Here is a 14,313-nt window from a genome sequence, read left to right as displayed (position 1 = left end):
CGCTCGTCCCGACTCGCCGCCCCGGTGCGCCGTTTCCCGCTACTTCACCAGGTGCCGGATCAGGAAGTCGGCCATGGCGCCGTAGCCCTTGAGCTGGTTGGTCCGCTTGGTGAAGCCGTGGCCCTCGTCCTCGAAGACCAGGTACTCGACCTCGCGGCCCATGCTGCGCAGCCGCTCGACCATCTGATCCGACTCGGCCTTCACCACCCGGGGGTCCATGGCGCCCTGGACCACCATGAGCGGGCACTTGAGCTGATCCACGTAGGTGATGGGCGAGCGCTCGATCAGGAACTCCCGGTCTTCCTCGGCATCGCCGAGCCAGGCCTTCATGATCGGCTTCCAGTGCGGCGGTACCGACTGCACGAAGGTGATCAGGTTCGAGGGGCCGCAGAAGTCGCAGGCCGCGGCCCACAGGTCGGGCAGCCGGGTGGCGGCGGAGAGCGTGGCGAAGCCGCCGAAGGAGCCGCCCCAGATGGCGATGCGGTCGCCGTCGATCCAGTCCAGCGAGCGCAGGTACCGGTTGCAGGCCTCGATGTCCTTCAGCTCGGCCCCGCCCCAGTCGCGGTGGATGCGCTTCTGGTAGTCGATGCCGAAGCCCGTCGAGCCCCGGATGTTGGGGGCGAGCACGGCCACGCCCCGGCTGAGCAGGTACTGGTAGAAGCCGCCGTAGTTGTAGCCCGGCCGCTCCTGGGCCTCCGGCCCGCCGTGGATGGAGAGCACGACGGGGACCTTCTGGCCCGGCTCGATCCCGTGGGGCCGGTAGAGCCAGGCGGGGATGCGCAGGCCGTCGAAGGCGTCGATGTGCACCAGCTCCGGCTCCACGAACACCTCGTCGGGGATGTTGCCCAGCATCGACTCGGTGACCCGGGTCAGGCTGCCGGCGTCGACGTCCAGCACGTAGATCGTCGGGGCCTCCTTGTAGGTGGCCATCTGGAGGAAGAGCCGGTTGCGGCTGTCCTTCCGGGCAAACTTCAGGTCCGCGATGACCCCGGCGGGTACCGGAGGCAGGTCGATCCGGCGGCCGCTCTCCCGCTCGACGACGTGCACGACCGAGCGGCCGGCCTCGTTCACCACGTAGGCCAGGAGCCGCTGGTCGGCGTTCAGGGCGCAGCCCTCGACGTCCCAGTCGGCGGTGACGGCGTACGACCACCGCTCCGCGCCCAGGTCGAAGAAGGCGATGCCCTGGAACTCCCGCCCGTCGGTCTGGGGGTTCAAAATGGTTCGATAAGATGAAGGATCAAACTGGGGCGTGCTCCGAACCGGTCTCGGCGGGCAGGGCGCGCCGTTCCTCCCGTGCGACCCAGCGGAAGAAGATGAGGACCCAGGCGAAGATGAAGATGACGCCGCTGGCCAGGTGCATCACGACGCCGGCCGCCTGCTGGTCGGCCATCGGGTCGATGCCGAAGAGGCGGGGCGCCTCCTCGTAGAACGGATACAGCACCACGTCCGAGAAGGTGATCACCGCGAAGGCGGCGATCTGGGCCAGCCCGGCCAGGAAGACGTAGGCCATCTGCCCCGGCTCGGAGAGGCGCGGCAGCTCCCGGGTGGGCGAGCAGACGGGCCACCACATCAGGAGCGCGGTCACAACCAGGATGGCGTGCTGCACCGCGTGGAACCAGTGGTAGAGGAGAATCGCCTGATAGGCGACCGGCAGGTGCCAGAGCGAGTAGATCAGGTTGAAGAGCAGCAGCGCCGGCACGGGGTGAACCAGCGCGCGGAGCACCCGCTTCACCCCCGGCCGCCGCAGCAGGGGACGGAGTGCCCACTCGGGAGTGCCGAGCAGGATCAGCGGCGGCAGGATCATGGTGAGCAGGGTGTGCTGGAACATGTGGACGCTGAAGAGGTACAGCTCGGAGATGATGTGGATCGGGGTGCCCTCGCTGAGGTAAACGGTCCAGAGGCCCAGAGAGAAGAGGACCTGCCGCCAGGCGGGCACCGGCGGCCCCCAGCGGTACGCCCGCCGCCAGAGGTTGACCAGCAGCAGGTAGGCGACGTTCAGCAGGATGATCCAGGCCAGGAGGTCGGGGTACCACAGGTCCTCAAAGCGGTGGGCCCACAGGTCGGGGGTCATTTGCTCACCTCCTCCGTGTGCGGGGCAGCCGGCCGGCAGACTCCCGACTGCGCGGCGGCCGGGCTGCAGAGCGGGCGGGGCGATGCCGCCCCGCCCGGACCGCGCAGATTCCTTCAGGCAGACGAGCCGTCTCGTCCAGGTCGAGCCTGGTCACGCCAGGTTGATGAACCGCACGGCGATGGTGATCAGCGTTGCAAGGGTGACGCCGACCGCGAAGATGGCCGTGAGGATGCGCGGATCGAACCGCAGGTGCATGAAGTAGGCGGCGACCAGGAAGAACTTGGCGGCGGAGAGCACGGCCAGGATCGTCACCACCAGGGCCGACATGCCCCGGACGTACAGGATGAGGAACTCGGCGGCCGTGATCACCGCGAGGACGATGCCCACGGTGACGAAAGTGCGGGCGGTGGGGTGGGGCCGGGGCAGCGGCGTGACCTTGGCCTTGTGGCCGGCGGGCAGTCCGGTTCTCACGTGCTCACCTCCCCTACTGAACGAACTCGAGCAGGTAGACCACGGTGAAGAGCACGATCCAGACGATGTCGACGAAGTGCCAGTAGAGCCCGGCCACCTCGACGTCGTCGGCCTTGTCGACCGTCAGCCCCTTGCCGCGGCCGTGGTAGAGCAGGGTGAGCAGCCAGATCACGCCCACCGCCACGTGGGCGCCGTGAAAGCCCGTCAGCGTGTAGAAGGCGGTGCCGAACACGCTGGACGAGAGGCTGAGTCCCGCGTGGTAGAAGTGGGTGAACTCGTAGACCTGAAAGCCCAGGAAGGTGAGGCCCATCAGGGCCGTCACCAGCACCCAGCGCCGGGAGAGCCGCCCCTCGTTCCGCTGGGCGGCGTTGACCGCCAGCACCATGGCCAGCGACGACATGAGCAGCACGAAGGTGGAGACCGTCGTCAGCTCGATGTTGAACAGATCGGTCGGGCCGATTCCCGGCTGGTAGCCGTCCTTGTAGACCAGGTAGCCCACCAGCAGGCAGGCGAAGAAGATCGACTCGGAGGCGATGAAGACCCAGAAGCCCAGCTTGCGGTTCTCGATGCCGGTATTGGTCTCGTGCGTCTGGTGATGGTGCACGTGGCCGCTGTGTGCCATCTAGTCACCCTCCCCCGGTTCGATCAGGGCGCCGCCCTCGCCCTCGAAGGCCCAGCCCCAGATGGCCAGCAATGTGATCACGAAGCCCGCCACGATCACCGGCACGGCGTAGGAGAGGCGCATCCGGATGAACAGGACGCCGGCGGCGGCCACTGTGGGCCCCAGGGCCAGCAGGATGGGCATCAGCGACGGGCCGGGCAGGTGGATGGGCCCCGTCTGCGGCGAGCCGAAGTCCAGCGCCTTCTCCTTCCCCTCAGGGTACTTGTGGAACCAGAAGGCGTCGCGGAGGTACACGACCGGCAGCGTGGCAAAGTTGTAAACCGGCGGCGGCGAGGGGATGGTCCACTCCAGGGTGCGGCCGTCCCACGGGTCGGCCGGGGCGTCCGCGGGCCTGCGCATGGTCACGACGACGTTGGCGATGAACGTCAGCACCCCGGCGGCCAGCACGAACACGCCGATCGTGGAGACCAGGTTCCAGAGCTCCCAGCCCAGCCCCGGGGCGTAGGTGTAGATGCGCCGGGGCATGCCCATCAGGCCGAGGAAGTGGAAGGGGAAGGCGAACGTGTGGAAGCCGGTGAAGATGAGCCAGAAGCTCCACCGGCCCAGACGCTCATCCAGCAGCCGCCCGAAGACCTTGGGGAACCAGTGGTGGATGCCGCTGAAGAGGGCAAAGACGGAGCCGCCGATGAGCACGTAGTGGAAGTGCGCGACGACGAAGTAGGTGTCGTGCTGCTGGGTGTTGGACGGCGCGGCAGCGTGCATGAAGCCCGAGAGCCCGCCGATGGTGAAGCTGGCGATGAACCCGATGGCGAAGAGCATGGCCGTGGTGAACCGCACCTGCCCGCCCCACATGGTGCTGATCCAGTTGAAGATCTTCACGCCGGTGGGCACAGCGATGGCCATGGTCGTCAGCGCGAAGATCGAGTTGACGACCGGGCCCATGCCCACGGTGAACATGTGGTGGCTCCAGACGGTGAAGCCCATGAAGCCGATGAGAGCCGTGGAGAAGACCATCACGGAGTAGCCGAAGAGCATCTTGCGGGCGTGGACGGGCAGCACCTCGGAGACGATGCCCATGGCCGGCAGGATGAGGATGTAGACCTCGGGGTGGCCGAACGTCCAGAACAGGTGCTGGTAGAAGACCACGCTGCCGCCCGCGGCCACCTCGAAGAAGTTGGCGGCGAAGGCGCGGTCGAACATGAGCATGATGAGGGCGACGGTGACCGACGGGAAGGCGAAGATGATCAGGGCCGAGGTCACCAGGACGGTCCAGACGAAGATCGGCATCTTCATCAGGCTCATTCCCGGCGCCCGCATGTTCAGGATCGTGACGATGAAGTTGAACGCCGAAACCAGCGTGCCGAGGCCCAGGAGCAGCAGGCCCAGGGTCCAGATGTCGGTGCCCAGGCCGCCGGAGAACTCCACGGACGTCAGGTTGGCGTAGCCGAACCACCCGATGTCGGGCACGTCGCCGCCCGCGGTGCCCTTCAGCCAGCCGATGTTGATGAAGATGGCGCCGAACAGGTAGATCCAGTACGAGAAGGCGTTCAGGCGGGGAAACGCCACGTCGCGCGCCCCGATGAGCAGCGGCAGCAGGTAGTTCATGAAGGCCGCCAGCAGGGGCATGACGCTCAGAAAGATCATGGTGGTGGCGTGCATCGTGAAGAGGGCGTTGAACGTGCGGGCCGTCACCACCTCGAGCCCGGGCCGCGCCAGCTGGAGGCGCATGACCCAGGCCTCCAGGCCGCCCACCAGGAAGAACAAGAAGCCGGTGACGCCGTACAGGATGCCGATGCGCTTGTGGTCCACCGTCGCCACCCACGACCAGAAGCCCGTCTGGGCGGTGGGCCGGGGAATGAAGCCCAGCGTCTTCGCGGCTGTCGCCATGCGGTCAGAACCTCCGTTTCACGGGGGATTGGCCATGGACAGGCATCACTTCAGGCTCTGCAGGTACTGCACGATGGCGTCGAGATCTTGCTCGGAGAGCCTGGCGTGTGACGGCATGGTGGTGCCCGGCTTGAAAGCGGCGGGGTCCTTTACCCATGCCTTCAGGTTTTCGTAGTCGTTCTCCAGGATGCCGGCCGCGAGGGTGGAGCGCTGGCCGACATCGGTCAGGTTGGGGCCGACGGCGCCCTGGGCCTTCGTGCCGTCCACCGCGTGGCAGGCGAAGCAGTTGCCGGCGGTCGACTCGAACAGCTCCCGGCCCCGGGCGGCGGCGGGGGAGAGGTCGCGCGGGCCCTCGGCCATGGCCTGCCGCTGCCGCACCCACTCGTCGAACTCCGCCTGGGGCAGGGCCTTCACCAGGAAGCGCATGTTGGCGTGCGAGTCGCCGCAGAACTCCGCGCACTGGCCCAGGTAGACGTCGGGCTCGTCCGCCTGGATCCAGGCGATGTTGACGCGCCCGGGGACCATGTCGGTCTTGCCGGCGAGCTTCGGCACCCAGAAGGAGTGGATGACGTCGTTGGAGGTCAGCTCCAGCCGGACGGGCTGCCCGGCCGGGATGCGCAGCTCGTTGGCGGTGACGATGCCCAGCTCGGGGTACTCGAAGGCGAACCACCAGCGGTAGCCGACCGCCCGCACCGTCAGCGCGCCCTCGGGCGGCGTGGCGGTGGAGAACGCGGCCTCCACGGTGGGGAATGCGACGGAGACCAGGATGAGGATCGGGATGACGGTCCAGACGATTTCGAGGAGGTGGTTGCCGCGGATCTGCAGGGGCACGCCCGTCTGGCCGGGACGGGCCCGGAAGCGGAAGACCACGTAGAGCAGGGCCGCCGTCACGAAGATGCCGATGCCCACGGCGATGTACAGGGTGTAGAGCAGCAGCCCGGTCTGCGTCTGGGCGACCGGGCCTTTCGGATCCAGGGGCGTCTGCGGCAGGGTGCTGCATCCCGCCAGCAGACCGCCGGCCAGCAGGAGAGCCAAGCCGCGTCTTGCGCCGCGCTGTCTCGTCCACATACCCACCGAATCATCCGCTCCTCATATACGATTCAGGTTGTAGGCCGAACTCGGGCGGCCAGAGTAGAGGCCACCACCACTGTAGTACAAAATCATTAGTCTGACAACCCGATATTGCGAGACCAGTCGGACAAATTGTCACCTTCCGCCCCGCCGGAGCCCCGTCATGGCGTACAGGATGCCGACCCAGGCCCCCTTCATGTTCCGGTAGGTGCCGATGAGGAAGAGCGCGCCGAACGTCAGCCACAGGAGCCACTGGGCCCGGGCGCTCAGGGGGGTCAGCGCGGCGGTGATGAAGATGCCGGCGACGACCAGGACCGCCGTGACGCTGTAGGCCACCAGCATCGCGCCGACGAAGTCCCCCTCTTCGGGCTCGAAGGGGGCCCCGCAGACCGGGCAGCGCTCAGCCAGTCCGAGGGGCCCGCGGGCCATCGCGCCCCGGCGGCAGGCCGGGCAGCGGAGGCGCAGCCCGTCCCAGGCCCCCCGGGCCATCGGCCCCAGCACGGCCATCACCTCCCGGCGAGCAGCAGGCGAATCTGGGCCATCACCTCATCGGTGTCCATCAGATTGCCTGAGTGGTAGGCCCGGATCCGGCCCTCAGGGTCCACCAGCGCCACCCGGCCGCCGTGATCCACCCGGTAGTCCGGCTCGTGCCCTGCACCGTGGTGGTGGGCGTGGATGCGCTCGTCGGTCTCCACCTGCTCGATGCCCACCAGGAAGCCCTTCTCCACCACCTGGCGGACGTGGTGCGGCCGGCCGGTGAGGAAGTGCCAGGAGGCGGTGTCGGCGCTGTAGATCTGTGCGTAGGCCGCCAGCCGCTCCGGGGTGTCGTACTCCGGATCCACCGTGATGGAGACCAGATGCACCTGGTCGGTCAGCCCGGAGCGGGCCAGCTCGGTCTGCAGGACCCGCATCTGCGCGGTGATGGCCGGGCAGATGTCCGGACACGAGGTGTAGATAAAGCCGATCAGGTGGACGCGGCCGGCGAGGTCGTCCTGGGTGAACGTCCGGCCGTCCTGGGCCACCATGCTGAACTCGGGAACCTGGCCGAAAACGGGCAGGGCGGGCTGGCGGAGCGACGACCGCAGCGCCAGGATGGCGGCCAGCGACAGCAGGACGACGCTGACGCTGAGCGCCAGGCCGACCCGGATTCCGCGGGGCAGGGCGGCGTCCTGAACCATGGGAACTCCCTCCTGCAGGCGAGGTGCGCTGTGAAGTGCATTTATTATCCGCAAACTCGGACGATTCCTCCCCGAGGGACGACATTTTTATAAACAAAGTGCGAAAAGTGGGAGGAGTTCGGCGACCTGCTGTCAAATTTCGGTCTCCTACCGAGCGCAAGTGCGCGCACATCACGGCGAAAAGGGGGCGGCCCGATGTTCGCAGAGGCGCGCGGCCGTCAGCAGGTCGGCCAGATTCTGCGTGATTATGTCATGCTCACCAAGCCGCGGATCGTCATCCTGCTCCTGATCACCGGGTTTGCCGCCATGTGGGTGGCCGCCGGGGGGCCGCCGCCCCTCGGCCTCACGGTGGTGACGATGGTCGGGCTGGCGATGTCGTGCGGGGCGGCCAACGCCATCAACATGTGGTACGACCGGGATATCGACGCGGTGATGACCCGGACCCAGCGCAGGCCCCTGCCGGCCGGCCGCCTGACCCCCGCCCAGGCCCTGCGGTTCGGCGTGGTCACCGGCGCGCTCAGCTTCCTGGTGCTGCTGACCGTCAACCTGCTTACGGCCCTGCTGGCCACCGCGGGCCTGCTGTTCTACGTGCTGGTCTACACGATGTGGTTGAAGCGCTCCACCGTGCATAACATCGTCATAGGCGGCGCCGCCGGCGCGGCGCCCCCGCTGGTGGGCTGGGCCGCGGTCACCGGCAGCCTGGACTGGGCCGCCGTGGTCATGTTTCTGGTCGTCTTCATCTGGACGCCGCCGCACTTCTGGGCCCTGGCGCTCTTCCGAGGAGAGGATTATGAGCGGGCCGGCGTTCCCATGCTGCCGGTGGTGCGGGGGGAACGGGCTGCGAAGTGGCAGATCCTGCTGTACTCGCTGCTCCTGATTCCGTCCGGGGCCCTGCTGTACTGGACGGGCACCGTGGGCCGGTTCTACCTGTGGACCTCGGTCGCGCTCGGGGCCGCGATGGTCGTCGCCTCGGTCGGCCTCCTGCGGGAGCGGGCGCCGCAGATGGACTGGGCCCACCGCACGTTCGGCTGGTCGCTGCTCTACCTCGCGGCGGTCTTCCTGGCGATGATGCTGGATGTAACGCGGGTGTGAACTTCCGGCCGGAGCCGACGTGGCCCGGGCCTGACCTGCCTTGCGCCGGCGCTTGATGTGACCCGGGGGTGAACCCGGCGGGGAAGGGGGAGGAGGGTACAGCGTGGAACGGATCCTGGCCGTGCTGCCCACTGTCAACGCCATCCTGATCTCTGTGAGCGGCCTCTTCATCCTGTGGGGGATCCGGCTGGTCCGGCGGGGGGAGCGTGAGAAGCACCAGCGGGCGATGCTCACGGCCACGGGCCTGACGTCGCTCTTCCTCATCCTGTATGTCACCCGGGTCTCCCTGGGCGGGCTCTCCACCTTCGCCGGCCCGACCTGGCTGCGTCCGGTGTACCTGGCGATCCTGATCAGCCACTTCACCCTGGCCATCGTGCAGACGCCGCTGGTCGTGATCACGCTCTGGCAGGGTTTCCGCGGGGTTCTGCCTTCGCACCGGCGGATTGGCAGGGTGACATGGCCCATCTGGGTCTACGTGTCGGCCACCGGCGTGCTGGTTTACGGTCTCCTGCGGTTCCCGTACCCTTCCTGACCCCGGCGGCTCTGCGGGCGGAACGTGGGGAGGCGTGGGCATGAGGTTCAACCGTCCGACCCTGGTGGGGGCTGCGGTGGGGTTTGCCCTGGCGATGCCGCTGTTTGAGGTCTGCCTGCTGACCATCCTGCTGATAGACGGCAGCCTGCTGGACGCGATGGTCGCCATCCGCTACTTCTCCCGGCCGCTGAATCTGGTCGCCCTGCTGGCCGCCCTGCACCTGGCCGGCGGGCTGATCGGCGCGGCGGTGGGCTATGCGCACAGCCGCATGCGCCCCCAGCCGCGGCTGCGGGTGCTGGCCGGAGGGCTGCGCGCCAGGCGGTAAGGTTTCGGAAAACGCGGGCGGACCCCGCCCCCGTGAGGGGGGGCGGGGTCCTGCGCATGAGCGACGGCTGTGAGCGGCACCGCCTGCGTGCGGAGCTGCGGGGCTCGCTGCGCTCAGTCGTAGGTGACCAGGCGCACGGCGCCCACGCCGCCGGAGACGAACAGGTCGATGGCGTCCGCGCCGTCCCGGTACTCAGGGGTCACGTAGTGACCGTTCTGCCGCTGGAAGCCGTCGTCAGCCGACGACCCGCCCAGCCCCGTTTCGACCTGGATGCGGGCCGGCCGTCCCTTCGCGACCCGGATGATGACCTCGCCGACGCCGGCGTTGATCCGGCCGGTCAGGGCCCCCTGTTCCGGCAGGGTGATCGTCACCTGGCCGACGCCTGCGTCCACATCCAGTTCCTGCACGTTCAGCCGGGACAGGTCAACGTGGCTCTCGCCCACGCCCAGGTCGAGGTCCAGGCTCAGCGGGAGCGCATCGGTGAGCACCAGGTCCCAGTTGCCCCGTCCGGATCCGTTGGAGTTGAGAGGGCCGTTCGGCTTGGAATACAGCCGGAAGACGCCCCTGTCGCCCACGACGTTGTATCCCCACTGGATCTCCTCACTGATCAGCGGTACCACCGACCCCTGGACGAGATAATCCGACATGGTCTCGCCCTGGATCCGCAGCGACGACACCGAAGACTCCACCCGAATCTCCGCCGAGGAGATCCGGTCCAGCGGCTGGGCGATGCTGACCGGCTCCGTCCGCGGTTCGGCCACGTGCAGGGGCCTGACCCCCAGCACGATGGCTCCGACCAGCACGATGGCCGCGACAACTGCGACGACCCGGCCCCAGCCGCCCTGCTTGCCGAAGAGCATGTCGAGCCCGGCCACGATCAGCCAGACCGGCCAGAGCCGCCAGATGACCTCCCAGAGCGACCAGTGGATCAGGCCCAGGCTCTGGCCCAGGAAGAAGAGGCCCAGGAAGATCAGGAGGAGCGGCCCGACGATGGAGCGCTGCTTCTGCTTCTTCGGCGGCGGAGGCGGCGGGTTGTAGAACGATCCGTGCGGCGGGCGCGTGCCCGAGCCGCGCTCGTCATCGTACCAGTCCCCGTGCGGCTCAGCGCGCTCGGCGTACTCCGGGCCAGGCCTTGTGCCTTGCGGTTCCCCGGCCTCTTCGTGGCTGCCGTAGGCGCTGCCGGTCCCTGCGTGGGTGCGGTGGGCGCTGTCGGCCCCTTCCTGGCTGCGGTAGGCGTGGCCGGCCCCTTCGGGGGTGCGGTAGGCGTGACCGGCTCCTTCGTGGCTGCGGTAAGCGTGACCGGCCCCTTCGTGGCTGCGGTACGCGTGGCCATCGCCTGCGTGGCTGCGGAAAGCGCTGCCGGCCTCTGGCTGATCGCGGTGTGCGTTTTCAGGCGGCCGGCCGCTCGGCTTGGTATCGGCACTGGCCGGATCCGGCTGCCCGCCTCCCCCGAGCGCAGAGGTGCGGAAGGGCGTCGTGCGCGGGGGCCGGTAGGGCTGCACGGGCGGGACGGGCGACGGCGGCGTCGTCGGTTCCGGCGTCTCGTGTGGTTCGCGGTCCAGCTCGCGGCGCTGGTCCTCGCGCGGGTCACGCTGGTCCATGGTCACCTCTCCCCCTGCGTTTGCATGTCATCTAATCGTTTGGACGCCACTTTGGCCCGCACCCCTTCAACCGTGCGAAAATCCGCCAAAGACCGGAGGAAGAGAGGCTCCTTCGTGTCATAGGCGCGGACCCGGTGAGGCGGTAGACTGGGGGAAAGGGAGGGGGTACTTGTGGGCCGATGGCATCACCGGGCGCCCCGGGCAGTCTGGTTCGCCCTGGTCGCCGCGCTCCTGGCCCTGGCGCCGCTGGCCGGCTGCGCCCGGCGGGAACCGGAACCCGCCGCTATTGCCGTGCTGCTGGCAGACGATGTCCGGTTGGAGAAGGTGGAGGGGCTGAAGGAGGGGCTGGCCGAGCTGGGCTACCCGCCCGAGCGCGTCGCCATCACCGTCTACTCGGCCGGCGGGGACCGCTCCCGGCTGCCCGCCCTCGCCGCCGAGGCCATCGCCGCCCGGCCCGACGTGCTGGTGGCCGGCGGCGGCATCGAGGCGGATACCCTGCATAAGAGCGACAACCCGGGCATCCCGGTGGTCATGGCGGGGGTCGCCTCGCCGGTGCGCTGGGGCTGGATCGACTCCTACGCCCGCCCGGGCGGCCTGCTGACCGGGCTCGACAACCAGCACGCCGAACTGGCCGGGAAGCGGCTGGAGCTGCTGACCAAGCTTCTGCCAGACGTCGAGCGCGTCCTGGTGCTGTACGATCCGCAGGTGATCCCGGGGATCCACGCCCTTGAGGTCGCGGAGGAGGCCGCCGGCCTGCTGGGCGTCTCGCTGGGGGTCGTGGAGGCCCGCAGCCTGGCCGGGGCCCTGGCGGGGCTGGGCCGGATCGAGCCCGGTGAGTACGATGCCGCGCTCTTCCTGCCGGCGTTTGTGCTGGAGTCCGGCGCGGGCGCGATCACGGCGGAGCTGGAACGGCTGGGGCTGCCCGCGATGGGCGCGCTGGATCTCGGCGCCGAGGCCGGGCTCATGGCCGCCTACGGCAACTCGAACCGTGCGCAGGGGCGGCAGGCGGCCCGGTTCGTGGTGAAGGTGCTGAACGGTGCCGACCCGGCCACGCTGCCGATTGAGTCCATCGACAATCCGGAGCTGGTGGTCAACCTGGATGTGGCGAACCGCCTGGGTCTGACGCTGAAGCCGGAGGGGATGGCGTTTGCCCATGTGCGGGGCGCTTCGGCGGGTGAGCGTGGTGCGCCGGGCGCATCCGGGGCGCAGAGCGCCGCGCCGGACACATCCGGGGCGCAGAGCGCCGCGCCGGACACATCCGGGGCGCAGAGCGCAGGGCCGGACGCATCCGGGGCGCAGGGCGCCGCGCCGGACGCCGCGGGGGAGGTGGGGCGATGACCCGCTGGTTTGGCCACCTGCGGCTGAAGGTGCTGGCCTTTGGCATCGCCATGTCGGTCCTCCCCGTCTCGATCTACGGCTGGTACGGCCTTGCGGCGGCGCGCGGCGCGCAGGTGGAAGTCGTGCAGGCGCAGAACCAGGCCGCGGCCCAGACCGTGGCTGAGGAGCTGGCGCGGTTCGTCGAGCGCATCACCACGCGGCTGCAGCTCCTGGCCCGCCTGGAAGGCGACCGTCTGGTCGAAGCCCCTGCGGCGGAGCAGGAGAGGGTGCTTTACACCCTGCTCCGGGACACGCCCTACCTGGAAGAGGTGTCGCTGGTGGACGCCGACGGCGTGGAGGTGGCCCGGGCATCCCGGAGGGAGGTCGTGGCCGGTCAGCCGGCGGCGCAGCACGGGGGTGAGCCCTACTGGCCGGACCTGCGGCGGGGCGAGTCCACCGTGGGTCCGGTGACCTTCGATCCGCAGGGCAGGCCGCTCTTCACCGTGGGCGTGCCGCTGCCGGGCGGCGCCGGGGCGCTGATCGCCCGCCCCACCCTGCGGGGCCTGGTGGACAACCTCGCGGCCGTGCAGGCGGGGGTAGCCGTGCGCACGCACGTCTTCGACGAGACCGGGCGCCTCATCGGCGACTCGGACTTCAGCCTGGTGCTGGCCGGGTATCGCTGGGAGGAAATTGAGGTCTCGCGCAGGCCCTACCGCTCGCTGACGGGGGACGAGGCCTTCGGCTACCTGGCTGAAGTGCCGGGGCTGAAGTGGCGGGTGCTGGCCGAGACCACCGCGGCCGACGCGATGGCCCCCGTGCGCTGGCTCGCCTGGGAGTTCGCCGGAGGCGCCCTGCTGCTGATGTCCATCGTGGTCGGCCTCTCCATCGTGTTCGGGCTGCAGCTCACCGTTCCGCTGGAGCGGCTGGAGGCCGGGGCCGTGAGAGTAGGATCCGGCGATCTGACTGTGCGCATCCCCGAAGGCGGCCGCGACGAACTGGGCCGGCTGGTCCGCGCCTTCAATCAGATGACGGAGAAGCTGCGGATTCAGGACGAGAACCTGCGGGCAGAGCGGGACCTGCTGGACACCGCGGTCTCCGCCATGGGCGCGGGCCTGGCCCTGATCGATGCCCGGGGGCGGATCCTGTGGGCAAATCGTCACCTGCTGGATTGGTTCCCCGACGCGCACGTGGGGGGCCCGTGCCGGGGGGTGCTGGGGCGCGCCTGCCAGGGCGGCGGATGCGCCCCAGACGGCGAGTACCGGGTCCGGATCGGCGGGAGGGAGCGGGTGTTGCGCTACCAGACGCACCACATCGCCGGGGCGGGCCCCGACGACCCGGCGCGGCTCGAAGTGATCGAGGACGTGACCGAACGCCGGGCGATGGAGCAGATGGTGCGGCAGTCCGAGAAGCTGGCCGCGGTGGGCCAGCTGGCTGCGGGCGTGGCGCATGAGATCAACAATCCGCTCGCCGTCATCTCGGCGTATGCGGAGGACCTGAACGACCGGCTCCGGGAGGAGGGGGCTGCGGCGCTGGAGCGGGAGGGCGAGCTGGCGGCCTACCTGGCGCAGCTTCAGGTGCAGGTGCAGCGCTGCAAGGCTATCACCGGCAATCTGCTGGACTTCGCCCGGCGTGGCTCAGCCGAACCCGGTCCTGTGGACGTGGCCGGGGTCGCCCGGGCCACCGCCGCCCTGGTCTCTCCGCGAGCGCGGCGGATCGGTGTCGAGGTGGCTGTGGAGGCTTCTGAAGGGCTGCCGGCCGTACGGGCCAGCCGCGATCAGCTGCAGCAGGTGTTCCTGAATCTTGTCACCAATGCTCTGGATGCCATCGAGGAGGGCGGGGGCGGCGTTGTGCGGATCACCGCCGAGGTGGTCGCGGATGGCGGCTTGGGCGCTGGTGGGGGTGGTCTGACTAAGGCCGTGGTGCTGGTCGGCGTGCACGACGACGGCCCCGGGATGGATGAGGACACCCTGACCCGGGCCATGGAGCCCTTCTACACAACGAAACCCCCCGGGCGGGGAACGGGCCTCGGGCTTTCCACCTGCTACGGCATCATCACCGGTCTGGGCGGTCGGTTCTGGCTGGAGAGCCAGCCCGGGCAGGGCACGAAGGTCTGGTTCGAACTGCCGGTCTGGGAGGGAGAGTGACG

General features: G+C 69.2%; 14 protein-coding genes. 5 read left to right on the top strand and 9 right to left on the bottom strand.

The genetic code is table 11. The features are described from left to right. Positions 1–39 precede the first annotated feature (39 nt). The 8 genes from ACZ45O_RS07355 to ACZ45O_RS07320 all read right to left on the bottom strand — a co-directional run bounded on the left by ACZ45O_RS07355 (position 40) and on the right by ACZ45O_RS07320 (position 7,300). Positions 40–1,215: an alpha/beta hydrolase family protein gene (locus tag ACZ45O_RS07355; RefSeq protein ID WP_464857014.1), complete on the bottom strand. Its 1,176-nt coding sequence runs from the start codon at positions 1,213–1,215 to the stop codon at positions 40–42. Between the two features lie 22 nt (positions 1,216–1,237). Next, positions 1,238–2,071, bottom strand: coding sequence for a cytochrome c oxidase assembly protein (locus ACZ45O_RS07350; RefSeq protein ID WP_464845247.1), 834 nt, complete (start codon positions 2,069–2,071; stop codon positions 1,238–1,240). 150 nt (positions 2,072–2,221) lie between these two features. Then, a complete protein-coding gene (locus ACZ45O_RS07345) occupies positions 2,222–2,542 on the bottom strand; it encodes a cytochrome C oxidase subunit IV family protein (protein WP_464857012.1) in 321 nt (106 codons plus the stop codon). A gap of 13 nt (positions 2,543–2,555) precedes the next feature. Beyond that, positions 2,556–3,164 carry a cytochrome (ubi)quinol oxidase subunit III gene (locus tag ACZ45O_RS07340; protein WP_464857010.1) on the bottom strand — a complete coding sequence of 203 codons (609 nt, stop codon included), beginning with the start codon at positions 3,162–3,164 and terminating at the stop codon, positions 2,556–2,558. Further along, positions 3,165–5,051, bottom strand: a complete 1,887-nt coding sequence (ctaD, locus tag ACZ45O_RS07335; protein WP_464857008.1) for a cytochrome c oxidase subunit I — start codon at positions 5,049–5,051, stop codon at positions 3,165–3,167. 45 nt (positions 5,052–5,096) lie between these two features. Further along, on the bottom strand, positions 5,097–6,119 hold the full coding sequence (gene coxB, locus ACZ45O_RS07330; RefSeq protein WP_464857694.1) for a cytochrome c oxidase subunit II: 1,023 nt from the start codon (positions 6,117–6,119) through the stop codon (positions 5,097–5,099). 138 nt (positions 6,120–6,257) lie between these two features. Then, on the bottom strand, positions 6,258–6,623 hold the full coding sequence (locus ACZ45O_RS07325) for a DUF983 domain-containing protein (RefSeq protein WP_464857006.1): 366 nt from the start codon (positions 6,621–6,623) through the stop codon (positions 6,258–6,260). Between the two features lie 5 nt (positions 6,624–6,628). Further along, complete coding sequence (locus tag ACZ45O_RS07320) at positions 6,629–7,300, bottom strand: SCO family protein (RefSeq protein WP_464857004.1); 672 nt, start codon at positions 7,298–7,300, stop codon at positions 6,629–6,631. A 195-nt stretch (positions 7,301–7,495) separates the two neighbouring features. Here ACZ45O_RS07320 and ACZ45O_RS07315 point away from each other — a divergent pair, with 195 nt between their 5' ends. The 3 genes from ACZ45O_RS07315 (at position 7,496) to ACZ45O_RS07305 (ending at position 9,249) form a co-directional block, all read left to right on the top strand. Then, positions 7,496–8,392 carry a heme o synthase gene (locus tag ACZ45O_RS07315; protein ID WP_464857002.1) on the top strand — a complete coding sequence of 299 codons (897 nt, stop codon included), beginning with the start codon at positions 7,496–7,498 and terminating at the stop codon, positions 8,390–8,392. A 103-nt stretch (positions 8,393–8,495) separates the two neighbouring features. Next, a complete protein-coding gene (locus ACZ45O_RS07310; protein WP_464857000.1) occupies positions 8,496–8,924 on the top strand; it encodes a DUF420 domain-containing protein in 429 nt (142 codons plus the stop codon). Positions 8,925–8,964: 40 nt separating this feature from the next. Beyond that, a complete protein-coding gene (locus tag ACZ45O_RS07305; RefSeq protein ID WP_464856998.1) occupies positions 8,965–9,249 on the top strand; it encodes a hypothetical protein in 285 nt (94 codons plus the stop codon). A 113-nt stretch (positions 9,250–9,362) separates the two neighbouring features. On the opposite strand, the gene ACZ45O_RS07300 is transcribed toward ACZ45O_RS07305, so the two are convergent. Continuing rightward, positions 9,363–10,850, bottom strand: a complete 1,488-nt coding sequence (locus ACZ45O_RS07300) for a LiaI-LiaF-like domain-containing protein (protein WP_464856996.1) — start codon at positions 10,848–10,850, stop codon at positions 9,363–9,365. Between the two features lie 171 nt (positions 10,851–11,021). On the opposite strand from ACZ45O_RS07300, the gene ACZ45O_RS07295 reads away from it, so the two are divergent. Together ACZ45O_RS07295 and ACZ45O_RS07290 are read left to right on the top strand one after the other, a co-directional pair. Further along, the gene (locus tag ACZ45O_RS07295) at positions 11,022–12,188 is read left to right on the top strand and encodes an ABC transporter substrate-binding protein (RefSeq protein ID WP_464856994.1); all 1,167 of its coding nucleotides are present in this window, start codon (positions 11,022–11,024) and stop codon (positions 12,186–12,188) included. After that, positions 12,185–14,311, top strand: a complete 2,127-nt coding sequence (locus ACZ45O_RS07290; RefSeq protein ID WP_464856992.1) for an ATP-binding protein — start codon at positions 12,185–12,187, stop codon at positions 14,309–14,311. The genes ACZ45O_RS07295 and ACZ45O_RS07290 overlap by 4 nt, the downstream gene beginning before the upstream one ends. The last annotated feature ends 2 nt before the right edge of the window (positions 14,312–14,313 follow it).

The organism is Symbiobacterium turbinis (genome assembly GCF_055383075.1).
This window is presented reverse-complemented; position numbering and strand designations above follow the sequence as displayed.

Coding starts and splice junctions, on each gene's coding strand:
- ACZ45O_RS07350 (WP_464845247.1), bottom strand. CDS start 2,071: ATGACCCCCGACCTGTGGGCCCACCGCTTTGAGGACCTGTGGTACCCC.
- ACZ45O_RS07340 (WP_464857010.1), bottom strand. CDS start 3,164: ATGGCACACAGCGGCCACGTGCACCATCACCAGACGCACGAGACCAAT.
- ctaD (WP_464857008.1), bottom strand. CDS start 5,051: ATGGCGACAGCCGCGAAGACGCTGGGCTTCATTCCCCGGCCCACCGCC.
- coxB (WP_464857694.1), bottom strand. CDS start 6,119: ATGTGGACGAGACAGCGCGGCGCAAGACGCGGCTTGGCTCTCCTGCTG.
- ACZ45O_RS07320 (WP_464857004.1), bottom strand. CDS start 7,300: ATGGTTCAGGACGCCGCCCTGCCCCGCGGAATCCGGGTCGGCCTGGCG.
- ACZ45O_RS07315 (WP_464857002.1), top strand. CDS start 7,496: ATGTTCGCAGAGGCGCGCGGCCGTCAGCAGGTCGGCCAGATTCTGCGT.
- ACZ45O_RS07305 (WP_464856998.1), top strand. CDS start 8,965: ATGAGGTTCAACCGTCCGACCCTGGTGGGGGCTGCGGTGGGGTTTGCC.
- ACZ45O_RS07300 (WP_464856996.1), bottom strand. CDS start 10,850: ATGGACCAGCGTGACCCGCGCGAGGACCAGCGCCGCGAGCTGGACCGC.
- ACZ45O_RS07290 (WP_464856992.1), top strand. CDS start 12,185: ATGACCCGCTGGTTTGGCCACCTGCGGCTGAAGGTGCTGGCCTTTGGC.